The organism is Novosphingobium sp. FW305-C-30-35 (assembly GCF_058783135.1).
Map to the genome: position 1 here is coordinate 309,290 of NZ_JBYSYJ010000001.1, position 25,557 is coordinate 334,846.

General features: G+C 61.3%; 25 protein-coding genes and 2 tRNA genes. 17 read left to right on the forward strand and 10 right to left on the reverse strand.

The annotated features are described in order from the left end of the window. The first annotated feature begins 67 nt into the window (after window positions 1–67). The 3 genes from AC3WLM_RS01700 to AC3WLM_RS01710 all read left to right on the forward strand — a co-directional run bounded on the left by AC3WLM_RS01700 (window position 68) and on the right by AC3WLM_RS01710 (window position 1,909). Window positions 68–673 carry a 50S ribosomal protein L25/general stress protein Ctc gene (locus AC3WLM_RS01700; RefSeq protein WP_039331184.1) on the forward strand — a complete coding sequence of 202 codons (606 nt, stop codon included), beginning with the start codon at window positions 68–70 and terminating at the stop codon, window positions 671–673. 131 nt (window positions 674–804) lie between these two features. Then, complete coding sequence (pth, locus tag AC3WLM_RS01705) at window positions 805–1,374, forward strand: aminoacyl-tRNA hydrolase (RefSeq protein WP_492476417.1); 570 nt, start codon at window positions 805–807, stop codon at window positions 1,372–1,374. A gap of 154 nt (window positions 1,375–1,528) precedes the next feature. Next, window positions 1,529–1,909: a PEP-CTERM sorting domain-containing protein gene (locus AC3WLM_RS01710; RefSeq protein ID WP_492476418.1), complete on the forward strand. Its 381-nt coding sequence runs from the start codon at window positions 1,529–1,531 to the stop codon at window positions 1,907–1,909. 13 nt (window positions 1,910–1,922) lie between these two features. Here the strand turns inward: AC3WLM_RS01710 and AC3WLM_RS01715 are convergent, their stop codons facing one another. Next, entirely contained in the window at window positions 1,923–3,437 is a 1,515-nt protein-coding gene (locus tag AC3WLM_RS01715; protein ID WP_492476419.1) for a tetratricopeptide repeat protein, read from the reverse strand. 182 nt (window positions 3,438–3,619) lie between these two features. On the opposite strand from AC3WLM_RS01715, the gene AC3WLM_RS01720 reads away from it, so the two are divergent. After that, window positions 3,620–4,336 (forward strand): cistern family PEP-CTERM protein, encoded by a 717-nt coding sequence (locus tag AC3WLM_RS01720; protein ID WP_492476420.1) that lies wholly within the window; start codon window positions 3,620–3,622, stop codon window positions 4,334–4,336. 58 nt (window positions 4,337–4,394) lie between these two features. Here the strand turns inward: AC3WLM_RS01720 and AC3WLM_RS01725 are convergent, their stop codons facing one another. After that, a complete protein-coding gene (locus AC3WLM_RS01725) occupies window positions 4,395–5,900 on the reverse strand; it encodes a tetratricopeptide repeat protein (protein WP_492476421.1) in 1,506 nt (501 codons plus the stop codon). Window positions 5,901–6,012: 112 nt separating this feature from the next. Between AC3WLM_RS01725 and ychF the strand changes: the two genes are divergently transcribed. After that, on the forward strand, window positions 6,013–7,113 hold the full coding sequence (ychF, locus tag AC3WLM_RS01730; protein ID WP_039331193.1) for a redox-regulated ATPase YchF: 1,101 nt from the start codon (window positions 6,013–6,015) through the stop codon (window positions 7,111–7,113). 3 nt (window positions 7,114–7,116) lie between these two features. Here the strand turns inward: ychF and AC3WLM_RS01735 are convergent, their stop codons facing one another. Further along, window positions 7,117–7,512: a MerR family transcriptional regulator gene (locus AC3WLM_RS01735; protein WP_039331195.1), complete on the reverse strand. Its 396-nt coding sequence runs from the start codon at window positions 7,510–7,512 to the stop codon at window positions 7,117–7,119. A gap of 44 nt (window positions 7,513–7,556) precedes the next feature. Here AC3WLM_RS01735 and AC3WLM_RS01740 point away from each other — a divergent pair, with 44 nt between their 5' ends. From AC3WLM_RS01740 to AC3WLM_RS01750, 3 genes are all read left to right on the forward strand, one after another. Next, window positions 7,557–8,318, forward strand: a complete 762-nt coding sequence (locus AC3WLM_RS01740) for a MauE/DoxX family redox-associated membrane protein (protein ID WP_492476422.1) — start codon at window positions 7,557–7,559, stop codon at window positions 8,316–8,318. Window positions 8,319–8,381: 63 nt separating this feature from the next. Beyond that, on the forward strand, window positions 8,382–9,185 hold the full coding sequence (locus AC3WLM_RS01745; protein ID WP_492476423.1) for a DUF1206 domain-containing protein: 804 nt from the start codon (window positions 8,382–8,384) through the stop codon (window positions 9,183–9,185). Between the two features lie 43 nt (window positions 9,186–9,228). Continuing rightward, entirely contained in the window at window positions 9,229–9,687 is a 459-nt protein-coding gene (locus AC3WLM_RS01750) for a MaoC family dehydratase (RefSeq protein ID WP_492476424.1), read from the forward strand. 4 nt (window positions 9,688–9,691) lie between these two features. Here AC3WLM_RS01750 and AC3WLM_RS01755 read toward each other — a convergent pair whose 3' ends face one another. Both AC3WLM_RS01755 and mutL read right to left on the reverse strand, forming a co-directional pair. Then, window positions 9,692–10,192: a hypothetical protein gene (locus AC3WLM_RS01755; RefSeq protein ID WP_039331204.1), complete on the reverse strand. Its 501-nt coding sequence runs from the start codon at window positions 10,190–10,192 to the stop codon at window positions 9,692–9,694. Continuing rightward, window positions 10,192–11,991: a DNA mismatch repair endonuclease MutL gene (mutL, locus tag AC3WLM_RS01760; protein WP_062347852.1), complete on the reverse strand. Its 1,800-nt coding sequence runs from the start codon at window positions 11,989–11,991 to the stop codon at window positions 10,192–10,194. Before mutL ends, AC3WLM_RS01755 begins: the two co-directional genes overlap by 1 nt. 188 nt (window positions 11,992–12,179) lie before the next feature. Here mutL and AC3WLM_RS01765 point away from each other — a divergent pair, with 188 nt between their 5' ends. From AC3WLM_RS01765 to AC3WLM_RS01800, 8 genes are all read left to right on the forward strand, one after another. Continuing rightward, the gene (locus AC3WLM_RS01765; protein WP_039331208.1) at window positions 12,180–13,226 is read left to right on the forward strand and encodes a rod shape-determining protein; all 1,047 of its coding nucleotides are present in this window, start codon (window positions 12,180–12,182) and stop codon (window positions 13,224–13,226) included. A 50-nt stretch (window positions 13,227–13,276) separates the two neighbouring features. Continuing rightward, entirely contained in the window at window positions 13,277–14,209 is a 933-nt protein-coding gene (gene mreC / locus AC3WLM_RS01770; RefSeq protein WP_236727041.1) for a rod shape-determining protein MreC, read from the forward strand. Continuing rightward, window positions 14,209–14,760: a hypothetical protein gene (locus tag AC3WLM_RS01775; protein WP_039331212.1), complete on the forward strand. Its 552-nt coding sequence runs from the start codon at window positions 14,209–14,211 to the stop codon at window positions 14,758–14,760. Before mreC ends, AC3WLM_RS01775 begins: the two co-directional genes overlap by 1 nt. A 2-nt stretch (window positions 14,761–14,762) precedes the next feature. Then, window positions 14,763–16,844, forward strand: coding sequence for a penicillin-binding protein 2 (mrdA, locus tag AC3WLM_RS01780; RefSeq protein ID WP_492476425.1), 2,082 nt, complete (start codon window positions 14,763–14,765; stop codon window positions 16,842–16,844). Continuing rightward, window positions 16,844–17,959 (forward strand): rod shape-determining protein RodA, encoded by a 1,116-nt coding sequence (rodA, locus tag AC3WLM_RS01785; protein WP_492476426.1) that lies wholly within the window; start codon window positions 16,844–16,846, stop codon window positions 17,957–17,959. Before mrdA ends, rodA begins: the two co-directional genes overlap by 1 nt. 78 nt (window positions 17,960–18,037) lie before the next feature. Further along, a tRNA-Lys gene (locus AC3WLM_RS01790) sits at window positions 18,038–18,113 on the forward strand. Between the two features lie 46 nt (window positions 18,114–18,159). Next, a tRNA-Lys gene (locus AC3WLM_RS01795) sits at window positions 18,160–18,235 on the forward strand. A 91-nt stretch (window positions 18,236–18,326) separates the two neighbouring features. After that, window positions 18,327–18,668 (forward strand): putative quinol monooxygenase, encoded by a 342-nt coding sequence (locus tag AC3WLM_RS01800; protein ID WP_193828128.1) that lies wholly within the window; start codon window positions 18,327–18,329, stop codon window positions 18,666–18,668. 70 nt (window positions 18,669–18,738) lie between these two features. On the opposite strand, the gene AC3WLM_RS01805 is transcribed toward AC3WLM_RS01800, so the two are convergent. Next, window positions 18,739–21,672: a TonB-dependent receptor gene (locus AC3WLM_RS01805; RefSeq protein WP_492476427.1), complete on the reverse strand. Its 2,934-nt coding sequence runs from the start codon at window positions 21,670–21,672 to the stop codon at window positions 18,739–18,741. Between the two features lie 370 nt (window positions 21,673–22,042). Here AC3WLM_RS01805 and ribH point away from each other — a divergent pair, with 370 nt between their 5' ends. Beyond that, window positions 22,043–22,462 carry a 6,7-dimethyl-8-ribityllumazine synthase gene (gene ribH / locus AC3WLM_RS01810; protein ID WP_039331220.1) on the forward strand — a complete coding sequence of 140 codons (420 nt, stop codon included), beginning with the start codon at window positions 22,043–22,045 and terminating at the stop codon, window positions 22,460–22,462. 4 nt (window positions 22,463–22,466) lie between these two features. Here the strand turns inward: ribH and AC3WLM_RS01815 are convergent, their stop codons facing one another. The 4 genes from AC3WLM_RS01815 to AC3WLM_RS01830 form a co-directional block, all read right to left on the reverse strand. Next, window positions 22,467–22,904 carry a DUF1254 domain-containing protein gene (locus AC3WLM_RS01815; RefSeq protein ID WP_492476428.1) on the reverse strand — a complete coding sequence of 146 codons (438 nt, stop codon included), beginning with the start codon at window positions 22,902–22,904 and terminating at the stop codon, window positions 22,467–22,469. A gap of 86 nt (window positions 22,905–22,990) precedes the next feature. Further along, window positions 22,991–23,584 carry a DUF1214 domain-containing protein gene (locus tag AC3WLM_RS01820; RefSeq protein WP_492476429.1) on the reverse strand — a complete coding sequence of 198 codons (594 nt, stop codon included), beginning with the start codon at window positions 23,582–23,584 and terminating at the stop codon, window positions 22,991–22,993. After that, entirely contained in the window at window positions 23,577–24,671 is a 1,095-nt protein-coding gene (locus tag AC3WLM_RS01825; protein WP_492476430.1) for an Rv3169 family protein, read from the reverse strand. Before AC3WLM_RS01825 ends, AC3WLM_RS01820 begins: the two co-directional genes overlap by 8 nt. Further along, entirely contained in the window at window positions 24,671–25,552 is an 882-nt protein-coding gene (locus tag AC3WLM_RS01830; RefSeq protein ID WP_492476431.1) for a phosphotransferase family protein, read from the reverse strand. Before AC3WLM_RS01830 ends, AC3WLM_RS01825 begins: the two co-directional genes overlap by 1 nt. Window positions 25,553–25,557 lie beyond the last annotated feature (5 nt).

Genomic DNA, 25,557 nt, shown 5'->3' on the forward strand with positions numbered 1-25,557 from the left:
CTGTCATGGTCATCCCTGGAGGCGTGGCGGAGGAAGCGTGATTTAACTTAGCTGAAGGTACTGACACATGAGCGAGACGCTTACGCTGTCGGCCGAGACGCGCGATCGGGCAGGCAAGGGAGCCTCCCGTGCACTGCGTCGCGAAGGCCGCACCCCCGCCGTGATCTATGGCGGCAACGAAGAACCCATCGCGATCCACCTTGAAGAAAAGGCGCTGAACAAGGCGCTGGGCACCGGCCACTTCTTCAACTCGGTCGTCGAGCTCACTGTCGGTGGCCAGACCATCCGCACCCTGCCCAAGGACGTCGCCTTCCACCCGGTGACCGACCGTCCGCAGCACGCAGACTTCCTGCGCGTTTCGAAGGACTCGGTCGTCCACGTCGACGTGCCGGTGGCCTTCATCAACGAAGAGAAGTCGCCGGGCCTCAAGAAGGGCGGCATCCTCAACATCGTTCGTCACGAACTCGAACTGATCTGCCAGCCTGACGCGATCCCCGACGACATCATCGTCGACGTTGCCGGCTACGAAGTCGGCGATTCGATCCACATCAGCGCTGTCACCCTGCCCGCAGGCGTGAAGCCCGCGATCTCGGACCGCGACTTCACCATCGCGACGATCGTGGCCCCCTCCTCGCTGAAGAGCGAAGAAGGCGACACCACCAAGGAAGGCTGATAGCCCGACTTGGCCCTGCTCAGGCAGGCGCGCTTATAAGACACCCCTTCCGCGACGTGCGGGAGGGGTTCTTTTTTTGCACCGTGTTATCTGGCAAGGCGCAGGGCCTCGCAACCAAGGAATTTCCGCACATGCAACTCTGGGTCGGCCTCGGAAATCCCGGACCGCAATATGCGCTTCACAGGCACAACGTCGGCTTCATGGCACTCGACACGATTGCCGAGGTCCACAACTTCGGGCCAGTGCAGAAGAAGTTCCAGGGCTGGCTGCAGGAAGGCCGGATCGGCAATCAGAAGGTCCTGCTGCTCAAGCCTTCGACCTTCATGAACGAGAGTGGGCGTTCCGTCGGCGAAGCGATGCGCTTCTACAAGCTGGGCATGGACGCACTGACAGTGTTCCACGATGAGCTCGATCTTGCGCCGTTCAAGGTCAAGGTGAAGCAAGGCGGCGGTACTGCCGGCCACAATGGCCTGCGCTCGATCGATCAGCATCTTGGGGCCGATTTCCGGCGAGTCAGGCTTGGCATCGGGCATCCGGGCCACAAGGAGCGCGTCACGGGTCATGTCCTGGGCGCATTCGCCAAGGCAGAGCAGGACGAGCTGATCGAAATGCTGGGAGCAGTCGCTTCCGAAGCGGGCTGGCTTGCTTCGAAAGATGACGTTCGTTTCATGAACGATGTTGCCTTGCGGCAGAATGGCTGACGTTCCGGAAACGAACGGGAAACACTATTCGTCGCCTTGCTTTACATCGGCCTTGGCGTCAGCGAAGGTTAACCACGTAACACCCTGCAATTTCGCAGTTGGCACCGGTTTTGCTTAGCCAAGTACAGACTGCGATTAACCAACGGGGGTTAACATGAACATTCGCTCAATCTTCCTGGCCATGGCAGCAACTGCGGTTCTGTCAGCTGCTTCGCCAGCCAACGCAACCTGGTGGCTGACTCACAAGCACTACTGCAACTGCGGACACAGCGGTGGCTCGTCGCTCTGTGGGGGTACGACGTCTTCAGGCGGCACGACCACCACTTCGGGTGGCACCACGACGACTTCTGGTGGCACCACCACCACTTCGGGCGGTACGACCACTACCTCAGGTGGAACGACGACGACGTCCGGTGGCACGACCACCACTTCGGGCGGCACGGCTGTGCCGGAGCCGGGCATGCTGGGCATGATGGCTCTCGGGCTTCTCGGCATTGGCTTCGCCCGCTCACGCAAGACCAAGCCCCGCGCCTGACTCAATCCCGCTATCAGGCGCCCGTCTGCGTCTGATAGCGGGCCAGAGTGTTGCGAAACACCACGTTCGTCGGTTCGGCCGAGCTCGCCTTGCGGAGAAGGGTGATTGCTTTCGGCAGGTCCGTTCCCATCCGGGCGCGAACCAGACCGGCCATGTACAACGTATCAGGATCTTCGGGGCGCAGTGCGCGCGCCTTGTCGGCCGCCCTGATCGCCTCTTCGCCCTTCCCGGCATGGCTAAGCGCAAGCGCCAGTCGCTTGAGGACCTCCGGGTCATCTCCTGACTGCGCAAGTTGTGCATAGGCCTGTGCCGCAGCGCTCCAGTCTTCGCGTGCCAAGGCGGTCTGGCCTTCAGCTGCCAGTGATTGGGCTTGTCCTGCCTGAGCGGTACGCAGCCGCGCGCGCAACGGCGTTGCATCGGGCAGGCCCGCGGCGTCGGCCGCCTTTACCGCCAACTCGAGTTCCCGCGGGCCTGCCAACTGGCTGGCTGCAAGAGGGCGTACCGTACCGAAAGCGGCAAGGGAGTCCCCTGTCGCCAGTTGCGCTTCTGCCAACATGATGCGCGCAAAAGGATTGTTAGGTGAGCGCGTGAGCGCCCTTTGGAACATCGCCCGTGCCTGTTCAGGATGTCCGGTCCGCAACATCGCCTCGGCATAGCTGAGCCCATTGCCAGACAGGGGATCGAGATCGCGCTCCTGCCTGGCCAACAGCGATCGGACCTTGTCCCATTCGCCCTTCATCGACGCAAACTGCACCTGCAGATCCCGAACGCGCGGATCATCCGGCGCGATTGCAGCTGCCCGCGAAGTCATTGCCAAGGCATCGTCAAGCTTGCCCTGGAGATCAAAGGCATTCGCCTTTGCCAGCCATGGGTCAGGCACGCGCGGGTACTTCTCGGCCATCTGTTCTAGAACTGCGTGCGCTTCGGCAAACTGTCCACGCCTCACCGCGATATCCGCGCGAATCAGCGCTGCGTGGAATTTTCCGGCCGGAAGTCGCGACAGGGCTTCAACCTGCCTTGATGCCGCATCGAGATCCTGCGCCGCTATGAGGAACCGCGCGTAGTCGCGCAGGAGGAGCGGATCGCCTCCTGATGCTGCGCCCCGCTGCAGAGCTGCGAAGGCACCCGCTGTGTCTCCCTTGGCGGACAGCGCGGCGGCCCTGACCCGCTCTGCAGCAGGCGAGGCATCCTGCCCCAGAAGTGCCAACGCCTGGTCCGAGTTGCCCCGCAGGACGGCCGCCTCGGCACGGATCAACGCCAATTCGGCTTGTGATCCGCCCGAGCGTTCAAGCCGGGAAGCCGTGGCGGCTGCACCATCGCCATCGCCCAACCGGAGCTGCACCGCTGCAAGCATGCGAAGAATTGCCGGATCATCACCCGCGTCGGCCAGAGCTGCAGTGAGGTCGACCTTGGCCGCGCCCAGTTCCATCCCGGCAATTTCACGCTCGGCGCGAGCAACACGCTCGGCGGCATCGTCACCACAACCTGTCAGGGCAAGAAGAAGGGCTAGTGCAAGACGGGATGTCATGGGCACTGGATGCCACGTACGCCTGAATCATTGGTGAAAGCGGAGCAACTTCGTCTGCGAGCATGTCGAGAAATCTTACGACCTCAACATTATTAATCATTACAAATGGCTGAAATCCGTAATTGGCACAGGGGTTGCTTACCTAACAATTAACCGACTTTCGGTTCAGGGGAGCAGTTTCGATGACCTTCAGAAAAGTTCTCGCGGGCCTCGCTGCCAGTGCAGCAATGATGGCAGCAGCACCTGCCTTTGCCGATTCCGTCACGCTCGGCTCGGGCGATATCGGCAGCAGCTTCACGCTGAACTATGACGGCTTCTCGGGCGGAACGTCTATCGACGGGCTGACCGGCTCGACCACGTTCAAGCTGACCGGCATTTCCGGCAATGACTACACGTTCGACTACAGCGTTTCCAACACCAGCTCCGCGCCGGTTACGGATTCGCGTATCTCGAGCTTTGCGTTCAACACCGATCCCACCATCTCGTCGGCCACGAGCACCGGTGCATTTTCGTACACGACGCTGAACTCGAACTATCCGAACGGCATTGGCACCGTGGACGTGTGCTTCAAGGATGCCCAGACCGGGAGCTGTGCAGGAGGCGGAAGCGGCGGCCTGACACTTGGCGAAACCGGCACCGGTTCGTTCACGCTGAGCTTTTCGCAGCCGGTCAGTTCGCTGACGCTCAGCGACTTCTATGTGCGCTACCAGTCGATCAGCGGCGTGCCGGGAATCAGCTCGGCCAGCGGTTCGGGCACGATCAGCAGCACTGGCGGGTCAACTGGCGGTACGCCTGTCCCGGAACCGGGCATGCTCGGGCTGTTCGGTATCGGTCTTGTCGGCCTTGCCCTGGCGCGCCGCCGTCAGACTGCGCCGCGTCGCCTGGCTCTCGCAGCCTGATCAAACCGGAAATTCGAGGAAGGGAGCCTGCACCCGTGGGCTCCCTTTTTCCTTGCGCTCAGCCCTTTTCGGCGCTGCGCAAGTGCCCTGCGATCGTCGCATTGCCGGGGGCCTTGGCGGCAGCTTGGCGCAGCAAGGTTAGGCCGCGCGACCGGTCCTTGCCGCTTTCGACGAGAAGCCAGCCAAGCGTATCAAGCACCGAAGCGTTTGTCGGGGCGGCCTTGTATGCACTCTCGGCAAATTCCAGTGCCTTGGCCTTGTTGCCAACCATTCCCTGGGCATAGGCCATGTTATTGAGAACCAGCGGGTTCTTTCCGTCAGTCACGGCAAGCAAACGCTCATAGGCGGCAATGGCATTGCCCCAGTTGGACTGCTTCATTGCCGTGTCGGCCTGAGCCAGCGTAGCCGCCAGCGCCTGCGCTGACGGGAATTTCGCCTTCTCTGCCAGCCTCGCCGCTTCGGGATCGCCCGAAGCCTCTGCAGCCTTTGCCAGAAGGCGCAGATCCTCGGCATCGGCTGTCTGGACCTCGGCGAACGGGCGCATCGTCTCGACTGCACCGCGCGCATCGCCAGCGGCGAGCTGCGCCCTGGCAAGTTCGCGGCGGAGCGTTGCACTGCCGGGGTTACGGGTAAGCAGAGGCTGGAGCTTGGCCCGAGCCTGCTCAGGCTGCTTCAACGCTACGAGTGCCTGCGCATAGAGAACCGTCGCCTCATCCTTGTCGGTCAGTTGCGCTTCGTTTGCCTGGAGGACGCTTCGAACGGTAGCCCAATCGCCACGCGCTGCGGCAGCGCGCGCCTGAAGATAGGCGACCTGCCCCCCGCCCTTCACTTCTGCAAGCGATTCAAGGACCTTGTCCATCTCCTTGGTCCGTCCGAGATCGCCGAGCACGGCGGCCTTGCCGGCCAAGGCGGCCAGATTGCCAGGGTAGGACTTTGCCGCCGCATCGTATGCCAACAGGGCTTCGGCCAGGCGGCCTTCGGCGGTCGCGACTTCGGCATCGGCCAGCAGCGCATCGATCATCGCCGCGTCTGCCGCCTTCGCCCGGTCGGCCAAGGTACGGGCCTGCTTTATATCACCACGCATGAGACTGAAACGCGCATAGTTGGCCAGCAAGCGCGCATCGGCCTTCCCGGCAGCACCAGCGGCAAAGGCCTTTGCGGCCCCTTCGCGATCGTCCTTGGCAAGCAGGGCAAGAGCGCGGATGCGGTGAGCCGCGGCTGACGTGTCCGTGCCCAAAGCCGAAATTGCATCTTCCGGCAGGCCACGCAGCAGCAGCGCTTCTGCCGAAAGCTGTGCGAAGTCGGCCGGTCGCCGACCTTCGGGAAGCTTTGCAAGGGATGCACCTGCGGCAATGCCGTCTCCCATGGCAAGGGCATTGCGGGCATGGAGTTCAAGCAGCGCGGGATCCTGCGGGTTGGCCTCCAGCGCAGCGGCCAGATCCACCTGAGCGGCGCGATAGTCGTGCGCAGCGAAAGCCTTGCGAGCCCGATCGGCGCGCTCCTGCGGGCTGTCGGTACAAGCCGCCAGCAGCAGCGGCAAGGTCAGGAAGGCCAGCTTCTTCATCGCAATCTCTCCACGGATGAAGCACTTAGTGCCTTCAATCCCTGAAATTTCCGTGAAGGTTTCCAAATGCTGCACGCCCGGCTAAAGGCGCGGCCAGCCAAGGAGTTTGAAGATGGGTTTTCGTTGCGGGATCGTCGGCCTTCCCAACGTCGGCAAGTCGACGCTGTTCAACGCGCTGACCGAGACACAGGCGGCGCAGGCGGCGAACTATCCGTTCTGCACGATCGAGCCGAATGTCGGCAATGTCGGCGTCCCGGACCCGCGTCTCGACACTCTCGCCAAGATCGCGGGCAGCCAGAAGATCATCCCGACCCAGCTTGGCTTCGTCGACATTGCCGGGCTCGTCCGCGGCGCGTCGAAAGGCGAAGGCCTTGGCAACCAGTTCCTCGGCAACATCCGCGAAGTTGACGCCATCGTCCATGTGCTGCGCTGCTTCGAGAACGATGACATTCAGCATGTCGACAACAAGGTCGATCCGATCTCGGACGCCGAAACGGTCGAAACGGAGCTGATGCTCTCGGACCTTGAGAGCCTGGAAAAGCGCGTGCCGGCCGCCGAGAAGAAGGCCAAGGCGGGCGACAAGGAATCGAAGGTCATTGCCTCGGTGCTTGGCCAGGCTCTGGAACTGCTTCGCGAGGGCAAGCCTGCGCGCCTGACCCAGCCGAAGGATGACGAGGAAGCGCGCGTGTTCAGGCAGGCCCAGTTGCTGACCGCGAAGCCCGTGCTTTATGTCTGCAACGTCGAGGAAGAGAGCGCAGCGGAGGGCAACGCCTTTTCGGCCCGCGTGTTCGCAAAGGCCAAGGCCGAGGGCGCCAATGCGGTGATCGTTTCGGCGGCGATCGAATCCGAACTGGTCGGCATGGATCCGGAGGAGCGTTCGGTTTTCCTTGAGGAAATGGGCCTGCATGAGACCGGCCTCGCCCGCGTGATCCGCGCCGGTTATGACCTGCTGCATCTCATCACATTCTTCACCGTCGGCCCAAAGGAGGCGCGCGCCTGGACCGTGCATCTTGGCGCAAAGGCTCCGGAAGCGGCGGGTGAAATTCACTCCGACATGCAGCGCGGCTTCATTCGCGCCGAGACCATCGCCTATGACGATTTCGTCAGCCTCGGAGGCGAAAGCGCAGCGCGCGATGCGGGCAAGCTGCGGCAGGAAGGCAAGGAATACGTGGTGAAGGACGGCGACGTCCTCCACTTCAAGTTCAACGTCTGAGCCTCAGTTCTCGAAGGCGGCGATGATCGGACACGGTCCGGCGTCGCCTTTTGCACATTCTCGGGCAAGCTTGCGAAGCGATTGTCGCGCCGTCTCAAGGCGCGCGATCTCCTGATCGATCGCCTCCAGACGTGCTTTTGCCATCTGTCGGGCGCGCGGTCGGTCATGCCCGGCATCGAGTGCGAGCAATTCGGCGATTTCCGAAAGAGTGAAGCCGGCGCCTTGGGCGCTGCGCACAAAGCGCAGACGCCGCAAATCATCGGGGCCATAGTGCCTGCGCCCCTCCCTTCCGCTGCGGGCTGGCCGGGGATCATCCAACAGGCCTTTGCGTTGATAGAAGCGCACCGTCTCGACCCCGACGGCTGCGCTTCTGGCGAGTTCGGAAATCGTCATCGCCATATCGCTTGACTCCGTACCATGGTACGCAAGTTATAGGCAGCTTCATGACAAAAGCATACACCCCGAATCGAACCGCCGTGCTGCATCGCATCGTCATGCCAACGCACATCTGCCCTTACGGCGTGAAGGTGAAACATCTTCTCGAACGCCAAGGCTATAAGGTCGAAGACCACTGGCTCCGCACCCGAGAAGAGACCGACGCCTTCAAGCAGGCTCATGACGTCAAGACTACGCCGCAAGTGTTCATCGACGGACAACGCATTGGCGGGCATGACGATACGCGGCGCTTCCTTGGCCTGAAAGTCGCCGATCCTGATGCCACGAGCTACGTTCCTGTTCTGGCCGTTTTCGCGATCGCCGGAGCGCTGGCGCTCGCGATAAGCTTTGCGACGTTTGGCACGCCGTTCACTGGAAGGGCGATCGAATGGTTCATCGCCTTCGCCATGGCGCTTCTGGCCATGCTCAAGCTGCAGGACGTCGACCGGTTTGCGACCATGTTCCTTGGCTACGACCTGCTCGCGAGGCGCTGGGTTCCCTATGCCTATCTCTATCCATTCGGCGAGGCCTTGGCCGGCGTGTTGATGGCAGCGAGGGCACTGCCTTGGCTATCCATCCCGATTGCCCTGTTCATCGGCACCATCGGCGGCATCTCGGTCTTTTACGCAGTCTATGTCCAGAAGCGCGAGCTCAAGTGTGCCTGCGTGGGCGGATCGGGGCGCGTCCCGCTCGGTTTTGTGTCGCTCACCGAGAATGTCGTCATGGTCGGCATGGCCCTGTGGATGCTTTTCATGCCGACAATGAACTGACCGGCCCGGCACCGGTTGGCCTCCGGCGCGTTCCATGCCCGAACTGGAAAGAGGAACGCGCTGGTGGTCGACAAGTCGGAGAAAGTGGTGTGGCTGGCGCGAGTGGGATTTGCTGCACGCGGCCTTGTCTATGTCCTGCTTGGATACCTTGCCCTGACTGCGGGAAAGTCTGACATTGACGATGGTGCCGGCGACATCTTCCGCGTGCTGAATGCCATTCCGGGTGGACCGGTGGTCCTTTATGTCGCATCCGCAGGTCTGGTCGGTTACGCACTCTATCGCCTTTCCGCAGCCCTGTTCGATATCGAGCGCAAGGGCACCTCGTGGAAGGGGCGCGCATCGAGAGTGGGTTATCTCGCCAGCGCCGTGATCCATCTGGGCCTTGCCTGGACAGCCGCACGGATAGCCAGCGGCGCCCGTGGTGCAGGTGAAGATTCGTCCGCCGAGATGGCTAGTGGCGTGCTTGATTTCCCCTTTGGCAGCACTCTTCTGGGGATTATTGGCGTAGCTATCCTGATTGCAGCAATATTCCAGGCACGCAGCGCCGTTACGGCGGGCTTCATGCGCCATATTTCTTCGCGAGCGCCTCGCTTCACGTGCTGGATCGGCCGTGCCGGCCATGCTGCACGGGCTGTGGTGATGGCCCTGATCGGGTGGTCACTGCTCCGCACCGCATGGTTCGGCGAGAGCGAAGAGGTCGTCTCGCTGGGCAAAGCCATCAACAATTTGCGAGACATGGAGACTGGCTTCCAGTTCGTGGCAGCAGGGCTTCTGCTCTTCGGCGTGTTCAGCATCATCACTGCGCGGTACCGGATCATTCCGGACCCTACCCCGCCAGCCAAGGGTTTGCGGGCAATCAGCATTTAATCGCGCGATTGACTTTATGGCTAGACGCAGCGAACCTGACCGAATGATGTACTTCGAAGATATCGAGCCTGGCGCGATCCAGCGGTTCGGAAGCTATGCCGTCAGCCGAGAGGAAGTGATCGATTTTGCGTCAAAGTACGACCCGCAACCGTTCCACCTGAGCGACGAGGCGGCGGCGCAGACCCATTTCGGTCGGCTGTCTGCCAGCGGCTGGCATACTTGCGCGATGACCATGGCGATGCTGGTGGAGAATTTGAAGGAACGAAAGCAGGCTGGCCTCGGGTCACCCGGGCTTGACGAGATACGCTGGCTGAAGCCTGTCTATCCGGGTGACACGCTTTCGGTCGAAACGGAAATCGTCGACAAGAAGCGGAGCGCGTCGCGTCCGGAAATGGGGAGCTTCCGCTCGAACGTGCGCGTTTATAATCAGGACGGTGTGGTCGTGATGACCATGAAATCCATCGGACTGATCCGCGTACGGGACCAGAAGGCTACTACCTGACGGGTCAGATCGCCTTGCATTGAACGTCACCAGTCGCTTCATAGACCGGGCGCTCGAACGCGTCGGTCACGATCATCCTGCCCTTGAACTGTTCGGTCGTGCCTACGGGTGTGACCGGGCCGTCAGCCGTTAATGTGACCGCATTTTCCTTGCCGGTATAACGCGAAAAGCTGCCCTTCGGCATCCTTGCAGAACCGGCATCAGGCGCAAGAACCTGGATGTGGTCGCCATATTTGATAACTCCGCGCTTATCCTGCGCCAACAGGACAGCCCCAAGGCCGCCGCCTTCGGCGACGAATGCACAGCCGGTGCCGTGGAGCTTGTTCTGGCTGATATCCGGGTAGAGGATTGGCTGCAGCGCCAATGGCTTGACCGGTGGCTTGCCGTCCTGCGCTGCCTCCACTGCGGCAATCGCCTCGGCATCGGTTGGCTCCTTGTCCGAACAAGAGGCAAGTCCGAGAACCATGGCGGACAACACGGCAATCTGCGCCTTAGCGTGCAGCATCACTTTCTCCCGAACAGCTTTTCTATGTCGGCATGGGCCAGCTTGACCCATGTTGGACGGCCATGGTTGCACTGCCCCGAGCGGGGTGTCACTTCCATTTCGCGCAAGAGGGCATTCATCTCCACGACGGACAATGTCCGCCCTGCCCGCACCGAACCGTGGCAGGCCATCGTCGCCAGGACGAGATCGAGCTTTTCTCCCAGGAGCAAGGCATCGCCATGGTGCGCTAGGTCATCTGCCACATCCGCCACGAGTTGTGCCGGATCCCCCTTGGCCAAGGCCGCAGGGACGGATCGTACCAGCATCGCGCCAGGCCCGAAGCGCTCCAGCGCGAGACCGAACTCGGCAAGCTTGGGCGACGCTTCTTCCAGCCGGTCACACGCGACTTCTTCAAGCTCGACAACTTCCGGGATCAACAACGCCTGAGCGGGCGCAGTGCCCTGCCCTGCCCCGGCAGCACGCAGCCGTTCGAGGACGAGACGTTCATGCGCCGCATGCTGATCGACAATCACGAGACCGTCTTCCGCTTCTGCAACGATATAGGTGTTGGAGATCTGTCCACGGGCAACGCCAAGGGGATGCCGTGCAGATTCAGTGACCGGTTCGACGGCGACTTCGGCTCGCGCCTGAGGCGGCGCCAGCACGGATTGCTCGTAGCCACGCCACGCTTGCCCAGCCTCGCTCACGCGCGTCTCGGGGCGCCATTGCTGCGAGAACATGCTTCCCTGCGCACCGGGCGAGGGTGACGGCACGATCGGCTCTGCCTGCCAAGCCGCCATTGCGCTTGCCGAAGGAGCTTGCGCACTGCGCTGATCGCCTGTGGACAGCGCATGGCGCAGGCCAGAGACAACCATGCCGCGCACGAGGGCCGGATCGCGGAAACGGACTTCGGACTTGGCGGGATGGACATTGACGTCAACTTCGCTCGCCGGGACCTGCAGGAACAGGGCAAGGACTGCATGGCGATCGCGTGCCAGCATATCGGCATAGGCACCTCGCACCGCACCGATCAGCAGGCGATCCTTCACAGGGCGCCCATTCACGAAGAGATATTGGTGATCGGCAACGCCGCGATTGTAGGTTGGCAATCCGGCTATCCCGGTGAGGTGATAATCACCCCGGTAGAGGTCCACCTCGACGGAATTTCCGGCCAGTTCACGGGCAACGAGCTGAGCGACCCGCGCCTCGAGCGTGTCTCCGGCCTGCACATGAAGCGCGCGGCGGCCATCATGTTCCAGGGTGAAGCCTATGTCAGGCCGGGCCATGGCGAGGCGGCGAACGACGTCGGAAGCGGCCGCCCATTCCGAACGCGGGCTGCGCAGGAACTTGCGGCGCGCGGGGATCTTCTCGAACAGTTGTTCCACCCGGACGCGCGTCCCCGGGGGAAGCGCAGCAGGTCCTTCTGACACGAGAACACCGTTATCGACCACGCGCTTCCAGCCATCGGCGGTGCCTTGCGGTCGGGATTCGATGGTGATGCGAGCGACGGAGGCGATTGATGGCAGGGCTTCTCCACGGAAGCCGAGGGTTTCGACCATCTCGATCGCCTCGTCTGGGAGCTTGGACGTGGCATGACGTTCGAGCGCGAGCTCGATCTCGTCGGGCCGCATGCCGCACCCGTCGTCCGACACCTCGATCATCGCCAGCCCACCTTCGGACAGGCGCACGTGGAGGTGGCTTGCGCCGGCGTCGATGGCGTTTTCAACCAACTCCTTGAGCGCGCTTGCAGGGCGCTCGACCACCTCTCCGGCGGCGATGCGGTTGATGAGCGTTTCGGGAAGGCGGCGGATGACTCGCATGGTCCTGACACGACTAGCGCCGAAGCCGATTTATTTCGAGACAAGTGGTGAAGTTATCCGTCCAATCCCGCACAAACCCATGGGCTTTGCGCCAAGCGCCTGCTAGGAAGCCGCCTTCCCGGGCGCACTTTCTGGAGGGGTCTGGCGCGTGCCCGTGCGCCAAACCGCAGATTATCACGGATTCTTAGATGGCTTCGATCTTTTCCCGATTCTTCAAGTTCGGTTCCCAGAACATCGCGATCGACCTCGGCACGGCCAACACGCTGGTTTATGTGCAGGATCGCGGCATCGTTCTGAACGAACCTTCCGTCGTCGCCATCGAGACGATCAACGGGATCAAGCGGGTCAAGGCCGTGGGCGACGATGCCAAGATGATGATGGGCAAGACACCTGACAACATCGAGGCGATCCGCCCGCTTCGCGACGGCGTGATTGCCGATATCGAAGTGGCCGAGGAAATGATCAAGCACTTCATCCGCAAGGTTCACGGATCGAAGAGCCTCCTGCGCTATCCCGAAATCGTAATCTGCGTGCCCTCGGGTTCCACCAGCGTCGAGCGCCGCGCCATTCGCGACGCGGCCAGCAATGCGGGCGCCAGCCAGGTCTACCTCATTCTTGAACCGATGGCTGCGGCGATCGGCGCCGACATGCCGGTCACCGAACCGGTCGGTTCAATGGTGGTCGACATCGGTGGCGGTACGACCGAGGTTGCCGTCCTTTCGCTGCGCGGCCTTGCCTACACCACCTCGGTGCGCGTGGGTGGTGACAAGATGGACGAAGCGATCGTCTCCTATGTCCGCCGTCATCATAACCTGCTGATCGGTGAAGCCACGGCGGAGCGTATCAAGAAGGACTACGGTATTGCCACGGCCCCGGCCGACGGCATCGGCGAGACGATCCACATCAAGGGACGTGACCTGGTCAACGGGGTGCCGAAGGAAATCACGATCACGCAAGCAAACATTGCTGAAGCCCTGTCCGAACCGATCGGCGCGATCGTTGAAGGCGTACGCATCGCGCTTGAAAACACGGCGCCTGAACTTGCTGCCGACATTGTCGACCAGGGCATCGTGCTGACCGGTGGTGGCGCGCTGATCCGCGGTCTCGACGAGCATCTGCGCGAGGAAACCGGCCTGCCTGTCAGCGTCGCCGAAGATCCGCTGTCGTGCGTGGCGCTCGGCACCGGTCGCGCCATGGAAGACCAGATTTACCGCGGCGTGCTGATGACCGCCTGAGGCATTTCGAGTATTGCTGAGGCACACGGGTTGCATCGCGGCGCGGTTCCATGCGTCGGATTGAAGGGGTTGAACGGATGGCGCGGTCGCAGGACCGGCGCCCGGGCTATTCGCGCAGGGCGCAGTACGGAATCTTCACCGGCTACGTTGTCGCCATTCTGGGCGTCGTGGCCGGTGTTGCCGTGCTCATCACTTCGCTCGTAAATCCGGATGCATTCTCTTTTGCGCGAAGCGCGGCTGCCGAAGTCGCCCGACCGGTCGGACGGGCCGGCGCGACCGGGCGGACTACCGGCCAAGGCGTGTTCGCTGCGATCGGAGCCTACTTCAATGCCGGCCGCCAGAATGCCGAGCTTCGCCGGGAGGTAGAGGCGGCACGTGCCAACGCGGTGTCGATGCAATCGCTGCAGAATGAGAACCGCAGGCTCAAGGCCCTGCTCGGTATCGTCGATCCGCAACGCAAGCCGATCGCCACTGTGCGACTGATCGGATCGACCGCTGCCAGTACGCGGCGCTATGCGATCATCGACGCCGGAACATCGAGCGGTGTCCGGCCAGGACTCCCGGTGCGGGCGGCGTCAGGCCTGATCGGCCGCGTTGTTGAAGCAGGTCCAGGAACGGCACGCGTGCTGCTCGTCACAGATCCGGAGAACGTCGTTCCCGTAAAGCGAGCCCGCGATGGGCTGACGGCATTTGTTCAAGGGGCCTCCAACGGCCGCATAGACATCCGCCTGATCAACCAAGGCATCAATCCGGTTAAGGCTGGCGATGTGTTCGTGACGTCGGGGTCCGGCGGGCTTTATCCGCCCGGCATCCCCGTGGCGGTGGCAACTGACCCGCATCGCGACGGCGCCATCGGCCATCTCGCCGCAGATCCTGCGGACAACGAATTCGTCATCGTCGAGCCCGCCTACAGCGCGGCAGCTCGTACAGAGATGGAGGCAATCGAGGAACGTGGCGCCAAAACCGCCGCAGGGGAGCCGTAATGCTCGGCCCGCTGCGCGGAACGCCGGAAGAGATCGCGCGAAAGCGGATCAATCGCGAGCCTTGGCCAGTCCTTGCAATCGGTCTTCCATGGGCCACGATCATGCTGGCATCGATGGCGAGTTTCTCACCGGTGATAGCCTCTGCCCCGGTGATGCCGCCATTCGCCTACATGATGCTGCTTGCCTGGCGCATGATGCGCCCCGGCATGTTGCCGCTATGGGCCGGCCTGCCGCTGGGACTGTTCGATGATCTTTACTCGGGCATGCCGTTCGGATCGGGCATCGTTCTGTGGTCTGCGACGATGCTCGTCATGGAGCTGATCGACGAAAAGTTCCTGTGGCGGGGCTTCGTTCAGGACTGGCTTGCAGCCAGCACGCTGATTGCTGCCTATCTTTTCCTCACATCCACACTGGCGGGGCTCGCGGTGGCTTATCCCCTACCCACGGTGATCGTGCCGCAGTTGCTGATTTCGGTGGTGCTCTATCCGGTCAATACGCGACTGGTGGCTCTGCTCGACCGTATCCGCCTGCTTCCGCTGAAGAGGATCTGACCATGCGGCAAAGGCTGCCGGTCACCTCGGCGATCCTGACCAATCGGTTCGAGAGACGCAGCTTCGTGCTGGGTGCGCTTCAGGGCGGCGTGGGCCTGCTTTTGGCAACGCGGCTTGGCTATCTTGCCGTAGCGCAGAACGAGAAGTACCAGGCCGCATCCGAGAGCAACCGCGTGAACCTCACGCTCATTCCACCGCGCCGGGGTTGGGTGCTGGATCGATTTGGCAAGGCGCTTGCCGCAAATCGCGCTGATTTTCGCGTCGATCTTATTCCTGACCGGGTCGACGATCCGGACAGGACAATGGCCACCTTGGCAGGCTTGCTGTCACTTGCCCCCGACAAGGTGCGCGATATCCGCGACAAGCTCGACAAGGCACGGGGGTTTCAGCCCGTTGAAGTCGCCTCGAGTCTGGACTGGGACAAGTTCGCAGCGGTTTCGGTCCGTCTGCCGGAACTGCCCGGCGTCATCCCGCAACGAGGCTATTCTCGGTACTATCCAGCCGGCGCGTCAGTAGGACATCTTGTGGGCTATGTGGGTGCGGCATCAGCCGAAGACTACGAGAAGGAACGCAATCCACTCCTGATCACCCCCGGCTTCAAGATCGGCAAGGACGGGCTGGAGAAGCACTTCGAGGCTCGGCTGCGCGGGGTGCCCGGAGCCCGCCGTGTCGAAGCGACCGCCTCTGGGCGTATCGTTCGCGATCTCGGCACTCGCGAAGACGTGCCGGGCAAACCGATTGCCCTGACGATAAACGCGGGGCTTCAGGACTATGCTGCCCGACGCATCGGACTGGAATCAGGCTCCGTCGTGGTCATGGACTGCGAGACCGGCGACATTCTTGCCATGGCATCGATGCCGAGCTTCGATCCCAACAGCTTCTCCGACGGCATTGGCCGTGTCGAGTGGAAGATGCTGTCCGAGGATGACCACGTGCCGCTGCGCAACAAGGTGCTACGAGGATTGTATCCGCCGGGATCGACCGTCAAGCCGATGGTGGCACTATCGTTCCTTGAGGCCGGGCTCGATCCCAATGCGAGCGTTGGGTGCGGTGGCGGCCTTCGCGTCGGCAATCGCGTGTTCCACTGCTGGAACCGGCGCGGCCACGGCACGGTCGACATGGCCAAGGGTATCTACCAGTCCTGCGACGTGTACTTCTACCATTTCGCCCAACAGATCGGGATGGACAAGATCGCCACGATGGCACGCAGGCTGGGACTTGGGCAGGAATTCCCGATGCCCTACCCCGGCCAATCCTATGGTACGGTTCCCGATCCCGCGTGGAAGCTTCGCAAATACAAGAAGGAATGGGCCCTCTACGACACCGTGAACGCGACGATCGGCCAAGGGTATATGCTGGTCAATCCGCTTCAGCAGGCCGTCATGGCTTCGCGCATTGCATCAGGGCGTGAGGTCATGCCGCGGCTGTTGCTGGATCGTAATGCGCCACCTGTGAAGTCAATGGGTTTCTCGCAGGAGCACCTCGATTACATCCACGCTGCCATGAGCGAAGTAGTCAACGGCCGTGGCACGGCTGGCAGAGCACGGCTGCCGGTTGACGATGTGCTCCTTGCCGGCAAGACCGGCACAGCGCAGGTCGTCGGTCTCAACATCGCCAATGGGAAGAGCGGGGCATGGAAGTACCGCGACCATGGGCACTTCATTTGCTTCGCACCGTTCGACAAGCCGAAATACGCCTGCGCAGTGGTGATCGAACACGGCGGCGGTTCGGCGGCTGCCTATCCCATCGCACGAGACGTGATGACGTACATCTTCGCCCCGGACAAGGCGATGGCCGTGCTCGAGGAATTCGAGAAGCAGTGGGGTGGCAACGTGCAACAGCGCATGGCTTCACGATACAACGCGTTTGCCGCCAAGTATGGTGAGACCGCGCCGAAGACCGTCCCGGACGACGAATCGTTGACCGAGCGGGTAGAGGACGACCGAAAGACAGCGGAAGAACCAGCAACCGCACAGACTGACGCTGCGGCGCCCCGGCCTGAACCTGAACAACCGCCGCCCATTGTCGTCCTGCAACCGGCTGCGCCGAATACTGCGCCTTCCGTATCCGCGGGTGGGCAATAATGCCGCGCGCCTACGTACCGGCGGCGATAGCCAGACAGCCTTGGAGCGTCCTGCTTCCCCTTATCGCGCTGGTTGCCTTTGGTGCGGCGGTGCTGGATTCGGCTGCGGGCGGACGCTTCGAAATCTGGTCGATGTCGCATTTGCTGCGCTTTGCGGTTTTCCTGGTGATGGCGATGGTCATTGCCCGTCTGCCACAGGAATTGTTCAGGCGCATGGCCATGCCGGTTTACGTGGTTCTATGCCTGCTGCTGGTCCTCGTCGAGCTGATCGGCGGCGTCGGCGGTGGCAGCCAGCGCTGGCTGAACCTTGGCTTCATGACGTTGCAACCCTCGGAACTGATGAAGCCCGGCATCGTGCTGGTCCTGGCGTGGTTCTATTCCGTTCTGCCCATCGGCGAAACCCAAGGCTGGCGGGGACTCCTGCCCGCAGTGATCCTGCTTGCCGTTCCGGCAGGTCTGGTCATGCTGCAGCCCGATCTGGGCACGGGCCTTGCGATCAGTTTCGGCGCGGTGATGGTGATGTTTCTTGCAGGCCTGCCGTTGCGTTGGTTTCTTGGCGCGGGTGCCGCTGGCCTGATCGCTGCGCCCCTTGCCTTCTTTTTTCTGCTTCACGACTACCAACGTAATCGCGTGCTGGTGTTCCTCGATCCGGAAAGTGACCCGCTTGGCACCGGATACCACATCACGCAGTCGAAAATCGCAATCGGTTCGGGCGGGATCATTGGCAAGGGGTTCGGCAACGGATCGCAGAGCCACCTGAACTATCTGCCCGAAGCGCACACGGATTTCGTGTTTGCGACGATGGCTGAAGAGTGGGGCATGGTAGGCGGCCTCTTCGTGCTGATCGTGTTCGGCCTGATCTTCCGCTGGGGCCTGAAGGTCGCCAACCGGGCACCGGATCGATTCTCACGCCTGCTGGCAGCGGGCATGACCATGACGATCTTCTTCTACATGTGCATCAACCTGATGATGGTCATGGGCCTCGCACCGGTGGTCGGTATTCCCTTGCCCTGGATGAGCCATGGCGGATCCTCCATGATGACAAACATGATCTGCATCGGATCGATCATGGCCGTGGAGCGCTGGAGCCGGTCAGGCCAACGAAGCCTGTCCTGAAAAACGCAAATTTGGGGCTTGGCAGGGCCGAAAAAATGGCTATTGGGGCGGCTCCCGAACGGGAATGCCTGATGGCATGGACGCATAGCTCAGTTGGTAGAGCAGCTGACTCTTAATCAGCGGGTCCTAGGTTCGAGCCCTAGTGCGTCCACCACCATCGCCTTCCCCTCGCCGCCACCAAGCGGCCCCTTGCCGGGTACGGACGCATAGCTCAGTTGGTAGAGCAGCTGACTCTTAATCAGCGGGTCCTAGGTTCGAGCCCTAGTGCGTCCACCACCTCCCAATCAGCCAAACCTGATGGAAACGCCAATTCCGCCTTGGCGTATGCGCGCCTAGCTTTTTGTCATCACGAACAAGGAGAGCAGGCGTGGAGAGGGTGACACTGTGGGGATGGATCGACTTTGAAGGCAAGGATGCGGCAGCGATTGTTCGCGGTGGCGCGCAATTCATACTGCCGACGTACGAGGAGCGCGGATGCATCCACTATGTCTGGAATGCCGATCCGCTCAAGCCTGACCGTATCTGGGTGTTTGAGGAATGGGACAGCATCGAGGCGCTGGCCGAACATCTCGAAGGGCCACTTTACCGCGCCATGGCCGGCTACCTTGCAGAGGCCGGCATGACCGGTGCAGAGGTCGACAAGTATCGCGTGGTCCAGAAGCAACCGGTGTACGACGGCAGCGGGGTCCCTCAGGCGGCGTTCGACTGACTTGACATAAAAAGCGCCGGAACCCGAAGGCTCCGGCGCAAGGTTTTCGCGTCTGGTTCGACGTCGGAGGTCAGAACTTGAAGCCGGCAGCCACACCGTAGCGGCGCGGCTCCAGAGTGAAGATGTTGGTGAACAGCCCCGAAGACTGGTCCGTCACGTACAGACCGGTCGTTGCGTTGTTATTGGTGATATTCTGGATGTAGCCACGCAGGTACCAGCGATCATCGCGGCCGTTCAGCTGGATCTGGGCGTTCATGACCTCGTAGCCCTTGATCCGGTTGATGTTGCCATTGAAGATCGTGCCGTAGCTTTCACCGGTGTAGTTGATGTCGAAACGCGGTACGATCGACATGTCGCCCATCTCGATGGTGTACTGGATACCAGCCGACCACTTGAACTCCGGCGCCTGCGGCAGTTCGTTGCCCCGGACGTTCTTTTCGATGCCGGAACTGACCCGGATGCCACCGAAGGCGGCACCAGCGGCGCCAGCCGCCTGCGCTGCAAGCGCACCGCAGATAGAGAACGCGCCAGTGGTGTTCGTGCCGGGAATCGGGGTGGTCGGACGCAGGCCGACACCGGCGTTGATGGCGTTTACGAAGCCATTTGCCGCCGCAGCGCTGACGCCGGTTACGGCGCAGTTCGAACCAAGCGTGATGTCCTTGATGATCACGGTGTCCGAGCGCCCCGCCGACACGTCACGGGTATCGACGAAGAATTGATCGCCTACCACCTTGGTCTTGAGATAGCTGGCCGACAGGTTGACCAGCAGGTTCCGCGTCGGAGCCATGATTGCTTCTGCTTCAACGCCATAGATATTCGCGTCAATGTTGTCGTTGACCGAAGTACGCGCGGTGATGCGGCTGAGCTGCAGATCCTTGTAGCGATAGTAGAACGCCGAGAGGTTCAGTTGCAGGGCGCCAAAGCGGTTCTTCGACCCGATTTCAAAGGAATCGACCGATTCCGGCTTGAACGAGTCATTGACCGAGCCGACCGAAAGCGGCGGGTTGATACCGCCTGACTTGTAACCGCGCGAGTATGACAGGTAAATCAGGTTGTCCGGGCTGATCTGGTAATCGAGCACCGCACGGCCGGTGAATCTGCCAAAGCTGACCGAGCGTTCCTGGAATGCCTGCACGCCAGCAGTACCCTTGTCGAAGTCGCCAGCCGTTGCATAGTTCAAGGCATTTTCGAGCGCTTGTGCCCCCACGGGAGCGTAGATTGCACCACCGCCAGCGAACTCACTCGACAGGCCGTTGCTGAGCAAGGTGGTGCGTGCCCGGGTGAACTTCTTGTCGTGGTTATAACGCAGGCCAAGCGTCAGCTTAACCTGGTCATTGAACTTGAAGTAGGTCTCACCGAAGATGCCGTAGCTGTCGAGCGTACCCCGCGCCGTGTTATTGCGGAAGAAGGGCGAAGGACGGAATACAGCTTGGGGACCGAATGCACCAGTTGCTGCTGCCGCCGCGCCGAGAAGGCCCGCCGCATAATCGAGACCGAATGAATTGACGTAGTAATTGTTGTTCGTCGTGATGCCACGCAGGTAATTTGCGCCGATCAGGAAGTTGAACATCCCGTCAAAATCGGAGTCAATGTGCGCCTCGGCAGCGTACTGCTTGTATTCCTGTCCGGACTCGTCGAAATCAAGCGACGTGTTGGCGCAGACTGCCTTGTTGCCAGCACCATAGACGCCGACGTTGTTCGGATCGATGTCGGACTGACAGATCTTTCCGGTGGGACCGTTGGGGATAAGCCTTGCCGCAATAGGGGCGAAGGCAAAGCCCAGCGTCGGGCTTTGTGCGAATGCAGCTAGAGCGGCCAGACCTGGGTTGCCGACCAGGCTGCGCTGCGTGGCGAGGTTGTAGTCAGAACGGCTGCGGACCGTATTTCGCGAGAACCCTGCCGTGACGTTCAGCGTCAGGCCGGTGCCAAGGCTTTGCTGCAGCTTGCCCTGGTAGACTTCTTCCTGCGCGAAATAGGTCGGCAGGTAATCGATATCGACAGTGCGGACGTCTGCCGGGTTAACCACACCGGTATTGGCGTCACCGTCGTTGCTGTAGATGCTGCCGAGGCCAAGCGCAGCAAACGCTGGTGAAACGGCAATGCCAAGGAATTCCCGCGAAGAGAGCAGCGAGGCGAGGGTCGAGTCTGCGTTTGTCGTCTCGTTTGCAAGCTTGTCGGGCAAGCACCCCAGAACCCCGGTCGGATCACGATGACAAAGCTGCTTCTGGATGCGGCTGCGATTGTCGTTTTCGCGGAAATAGTATGCCGAAAGATCGATGGTTGTATCGGGGCTTGGCTCCCAGCGGAGCGAACCACGGAATGCGTACATGTCGCGACCGTCGATACGGCTGTTTGTGCCGATGTTGTAGGTATAGCCGTCACGACGATTATACATGCCGGCCACGCGGACGCCCAGCGTCTCGCCCAGTGGGACGTTAACCATACCTTTCAGCCGGACAGAGTTATATTTTCCGTAGTCAGCCTCGCCTGCAGCACCGAAGCCTGACAGGTCGGGCTTCGCTGTAATGATGTTGACCACGCCCGATGTCGCATTTCGCCCGAACAGCGTCCCCTGGGGCCCGCGAAGCACCTCGATACGCTCGAGATCGAAGAATTCGGTTTCGAAAAGTCGGCTGGAAACCATCGGCATGTCATTGAGATGGATTCCAGTCGCGGCGTCGCAGGAGACGCCGACGCACAAGTCACCGATACCGCGGATGGTAAAGCTGGAGGACGTGAAGTTCGTCTTCGTGAATGTCACGTTTGGCAGCGAAAGCTGCAGGTCAGTCGAGTTCTGGATCTGCTGTTTCGTCAGGTTTTCAGCTGAGAATGCAGAAACCGCGATCGGCACGTCTTGCAGTGACTGGGCCTGGCGCTGCGCAGTAACGATGATTTCCTGCAAACCAATGCCTTCATCGGCGGATTGCGGCGCACTCTGGGCGAAAACCGGTGTAGCGACGGCTGCGGCGCACACGCCCGCAAGCAGGGAAAGCTTGCCCCTCATAGTCAGACCTCTCTCTCCAGCGGCCCCCGTCATTAACCGCGGGTGACCTGGAGACAGGACATAACTTCAGCAATTCTTTGTCAACCGGATAATTAAAAGTGCGGGTTTCCGTAGGGGAATGCCGTTGCAGAAGAGACCATTCTGGCAAGGTTTGCATGAAAATGCATGACATCGTAATGGGGAAATCTATGCATGATGCGACATTCTAGTGTGCATTATGCTGAATTAGATCGCTATTTTCCGTCACCAGCGAATCGGATGCAAGAATCACCGGCCCAACCATCTCGCCCATGGCCTTCCGGCCAAGCTCGCACTATGGCGGGCGCAAACGCGCCCTGCGGATGTGCAATCACTGAAGGATCAAGTTCCAATGGCCAAGTTTCTGATCGTCGAAGCCAGGTTTTACGATCACCTCAACGACATGCTGATCGCCGGTGCCACGGCCGCTTTAAAGGAAGCAGGCCATAAGGTGGAAGTACTCACTGTACCCGGCGCCCTCGAAATTCCCGGCGCCATTGCCCTCGCAGATGAGTCAGGCGATTTCGACGGCTACGTCGCCATCGGTGTGGTCATTCGGGGCGAAACCTATCACTTCGAGATCGTAGCCGGGGAAAGCGCACGCGGCATCATGGCGCTGACAATGGATGGCGTCGCTATCGGCAACGGTATCCTAACCGTCGAGAACGAAGCGCAGGCCATCGTGCGCGCCGATCCTGCGCAGAAGGACAAGGGTGGCGAAGCAGCGAAGGCTGCACTCGCCCTGCTTGCACTTCGCGAACGCTGGGCCTGACCTATCAGCCAACCGGCGCGCAGCGATCGTCGCGGCGCGCCTTGTCTGCCAGATCAAATTCCTTCTGGGTAGGCGCCAACCTACGATCGAGAATGATGCCCCGCTCCGTTGGCGTGTAGATGACCGGCAGTTCGACGGGGTGAACCAGCCCACCTTCCTTTTGAATGATAAAGCGGATGCCGTCCGGGCTGCGCAGTGAATCCATCACCGCCACGTTGTCTGTATTCGCCGCGAAGACCGATACCGATACGTAGCCCTTGTTTGGGCTGGGCGGGACATCGACAAGTATCGGGCCGGCAGACAAGTCATAGACGCAACTGGCGTAGGCAAGGTCTGGCGACGGACGAACGATCTGCCGGGAAGCTGCGGTCGTGCGATCTGCGAAGCGGAAGACGTTTACGCTTTCTCCGTCGCCGGAGAGCCTCCGCATCGCGATGTGCATTATGACTTGAGGCGCTGCCAACATCGTTGCCATGTGACCGACAGCCACTGCCGCGATGAAGGCAACGCCAAATAGCACCCTGCCCCTCACCGGCTTTCTCCGCACGAAATGCGCTCGACCTTCGGGAATGCGATCGAAGCAAAATCCCGCTGTGCTTGCGAAGCAGGATTGTAGATTCGCAGCGTCAGGTCGAACTCGCCCGCTTGCCTGGTTGACAGCCACGGCATGGCCGGATTGGCCGACGGGCCGACTTCCGCCTCCCAGATGCCACGCTGGTCCGGCGTGACTTCCGAGGCGTCGACAGAAAGCGCGTCGTCCTTGTTCTGCGGAAGGTAGTCGTCAGAGGCGTATGCGGTGATTGACCACCACTTCCCCGGCAACGGCCCGCCGACCAGCCGGTAATGGCAGTCCTCTCGCAGAGGTTCGCCAAGATCATCGACCCTGCGGGTGAAGTAGATTGCCTGGCTGCGGTTGAGCGCCAGCAGTCCTGTCAGCGCCACTCTGGCACGCAGCAAGGGCCCCGCCTCGGCCGATCCGGTTACGCGGCTGCCACTCCAACCGCTGTACTCCTCGCCTCCCATGCCGACGTGCTTCAGCGCAATGATCGCCGATGCAGCACCGACAACGAGGCCGATCGCGACCACAGCAAGCACGCCGACAGCCTTTGCGGGGCTACGCACCGACATCGAAATATTCAGTGAGGCCCCACGGGCCATATGGGCCGATAACAAGCTGCTCGAAACCGCCGATGCCGGTCTCGCCATCGCTGGTGGACACGCGAGAGATGATCTGGACGTGGAGATTGTCGAGCGTTGGAGCCATCGGGTCGAGGTCAGCCAGGACAAAGTCCTCGCGCTCGACGGCGAGCGGCCCATGATAAAGGCCATGCCCCCACTTGGGACTGGTGTAGCCAAGCCCCCTCATCTGAAATCTCACGAGCGGTTCAAACGTCAACGCCAACGAACCTTCGGGCCGCTGGATGGTCAGCGTCCCGCCAGCGGGCCACCGTGTGCCCGGCTGAATCGGGGAGACCATGGCTGCGGCGGGGGTTTCGAAGAACGATTCCGTTTCGCCACCGTCCGGTGCGATCACGGCGCGAGTGTTCCACGGCGCACCATGGCGATCAGCGTTGATGTGGAAAAACAGGCTGCGATTTGGCAGATTAACCGGCGTCCATTGCCAGAAGAAGGATGAGACCACGCCATGCCCGTGAGGCTGCGCGTCGGACGCGCCGACGGGACGCACACCCCAACTGCGGTCACGGGTGCCGCAAGTTCCAGTGGCCAGATCAATTTTTTCGCCATCGACTTCGATCCACCCCGTGTAGCGGCCGTTCTGCGTCAGGCGGGTGTAATCCATGAAGGTCCGCGGGCCGATACGATGGATGAACCGTGGCTCTTCAATCGGAAAAGCGCGGCCGGTGAAAGTGAGGTCCGCCGCCAGCCCTTCCCCGCGCACTCGTACCCGAAGGACGTTCAGGGGTTCGATAATCTCAATGCTGATGGGCCCGACCACCAGATCGAACCGCTCCATGTTCAGTTCGCGCGAGGCATGGAGGTTGTACTGAACTCCCTCTCGAATGCAGGAGAAATGGGCATCAGCGACGTTCAGATGCGGGTAGATGCCGAGTGCAACCGCAAAGAACCCGGAGCCGTCGGGTGCATAGCCATTAAAGAAGTATCGATCGTAGAAGTTACGGTCCGTACCGGCATAGGCAATCGGTTCCGGGGTCTGGTGCAGCGGATAGTCGTCTCCCTTGGTCAACATCAGGCAAGCTCCATCCGGCGCTTCAGCGCCCCGAGACTGTCATGTTCAAGCGCAAGTTCGCAGGCACCGCGAGCCATCGACAGGAAATTGGCATCACCACGGCCAGTGCGCACCACGAAAGCGGCACTGAAAACGGCGGTAGAAACACCGTGGAGCGCTCCAATGCGATAGTCGTCCCAGACATCGTCTAGAGTAAGTGGCGCGCCCAGACGGGTCATTTCAGCGCAGTAGATGTCGAGCAACGCCCGTTCGTTCGGGCGGCGCAATTCCGAGCCGATGCCACAGCTAAGGAAGTACCCGACGTCGGTCAAGCCGCATCCTGCCGCCGCCGTCTGCCAATCCACCAAGGCAATGGGCTGCTGACCTCCCATGACCCCGAAAAGCATGTTGTCGAGCCGAAAATCTCCGTGGAGGAAGGACCGGCGTGAATGTTTCCGATCGAACCACAGGTCGAGATTCTCGTTCAACGCCTCGCAGACCCCCATGAGATCGGGCTCCAGGGCATCGGCATAGCGATCCCGAAAGATTGCCTGGGCTTGCGGGTACAGATCCCGCAACATCTGGCTCGCTTGCGGGTCGGGCTGCAGCCATGCAGCGTCGAGCACGGGATGGTCCATAGTGGGCGCATGCAGGGCTGCAGCTTGGCGCATGGCTGCTTGCGCCTGAGGCAAGGTACATCCCGCCAACTGGTTTCCGGCATTACAGGGACCAAGATCTTCGAACAGCAGCACGAAATCGCAACCGTTGTCGTCGAGCATAGCAGCATAGACCTGCGGTACCCGCATCTGTGTCAGAGATGCCACTTCCCGGTAGAACATGACTTCACGTGAATAGAGCGAGAACAGGGCCGCGGTCTGGCGACTGGTAGGGTCGTGTCCCACGGGGT

Bases quoted from the DNA above. Each gene is read 5' to 3' on its own strand.
- rodA (WP_492476426.1), top strand. From the start codon at position 16,844: ATGCCGCGCGCCTACGTACCGGCGGCGATAGCCAGACAGCCTTGGAGC.
- ychF (WP_039331193.1), top strand. From the start codon at position 6,013: ATGGGTTTTCGTTGCGGGATCGTCGGCCTTCCCAACGTCGGCAAGTCG.
- pth (WP_492476417.1), top strand. From the start codon at position 805: ATGCAACTCTGGGTCGGCCTCGGAAATCCCGGACCGCAATATGCGCTT.
- AC3WLM_RS01710 (WP_492476418.1), top strand. From the start codon at position 1,529: ATGAACATTCGCTCAATCTTCCTGGCCATGGCAGCAACTGCGGTTCTG.
- AC3WLM_RS01815 (WP_492476428.1), bottom strand. From the start codon at position 22,904: ATGCACATCGCGATGCGGAGGCTCTCCGGCGACGGAGAAAGCGTAAAC.
- ribH (WP_039331220.1), top strand. From the start codon at position 22,043: ATGGCCAAGTTTCTGATCGTCGAAGCCAGGTTTTACGATCACCTCAAC.
- mreC (WP_236727041.1), top strand. From the start codon at position 13,277: ATGCGTCGGATTGAAGGGGTTGAACGGATGGCGCGGTCGCAGGACCGG.
- mrdA (WP_492476425.1), top strand. From the start codon at position 14,763: ATGCGGCAAAGGCTGCCGGTCACCTCGGCGATCCTGACCAATCGGTTC.
- AC3WLM_RS01715 (WP_492476419.1), bottom strand. From the start codon at position 3,437: ATGACATCCCGTCTTGCACTAGCCCTTCTTCTTGCCCTGACAGGTTGT.
- AC3WLM_RS01725 (WP_492476421.1), bottom strand. From the start codon at position 5,900: ATGAAGAAGCTGGCCTTCCTGACCTTGCCGCTGCTGCTGGCGGCTTGT.
- AC3WLM_RS01700 (WP_039331184.1), top strand. From the start codon at position 68: ATGAGCGAGACGCTTACGCTGTCGGCCGAGACGCGCGATCGGGCAGGC.
- AC3WLM_RS01720 (WP_492476420.1), top strand. From the start codon at position 3,620: ATGACCTTCAGAAAAGTTCTCGCGGGCCTCGCTGCCAGTGCAGCAATG.
- AC3WLM_RS01740 (WP_492476422.1), top strand. From the start codon at position 7,557: ATGACAAAAGCATACACCCCGAATCGAACCGCCGTGCTGCATCGCATC.
- AC3WLM_RS01750 (WP_492476424.1), top strand. From the start codon at position 9,229: ATGATGTACTTCGAAGATATCGAGCCTGGCGCGATCCAGCGGTTCGGA.
- AC3WLM_RS01755 (WP_039331204.1), bottom strand. From the start codon at position 10,192: ATGCTGCACGCTAAGGCGCAGATTGCCGTGTTGTCCGCCATGGTTCTC.
- AC3WLM_RS01765 (WP_039331208.1), top strand. From the start codon at position 12,180: ATGGCTTCGATCTTTTCCCGATTCTTCAAGTTCGGTTCCCAGAACATC.
- AC3WLM_RS01735 (WP_039331195.1), bottom strand. From the start codon at position 7,512: ATGGCGATGACGATTTCCGAACTCGCCAGAAGCGCAGCCGTCGGGGTC.
- AC3WLM_RS01805 (WP_492476427.1), bottom strand. From the start codon at position 21,672: ATGAGGGGCAAGCTTTCCCTGCTTGCGGGCGTGTGCGCCGCAGCCGTC.
- mutL (WP_062347852.1), bottom strand. From the start codon at position 11,991: ATGCGAGTCATCCGCCGCCTTCCCGAAACGCTCATCAACCGCATCGCC.
- AC3WLM_RS01825 (WP_492476430.1), bottom strand. From the start codon at position 24,671: ATGTTGACCAAGGGAGACGACTATCCGCTGCACCAGACCCCGGAACCG.
- AC3WLM_RS01775 (WP_039331212.1), top strand. From the start codon at position 14,209: ATGCTCGGCCCGCTGCGCGGAACGCCGGAAGAGATCGCGCGAAAGCGG.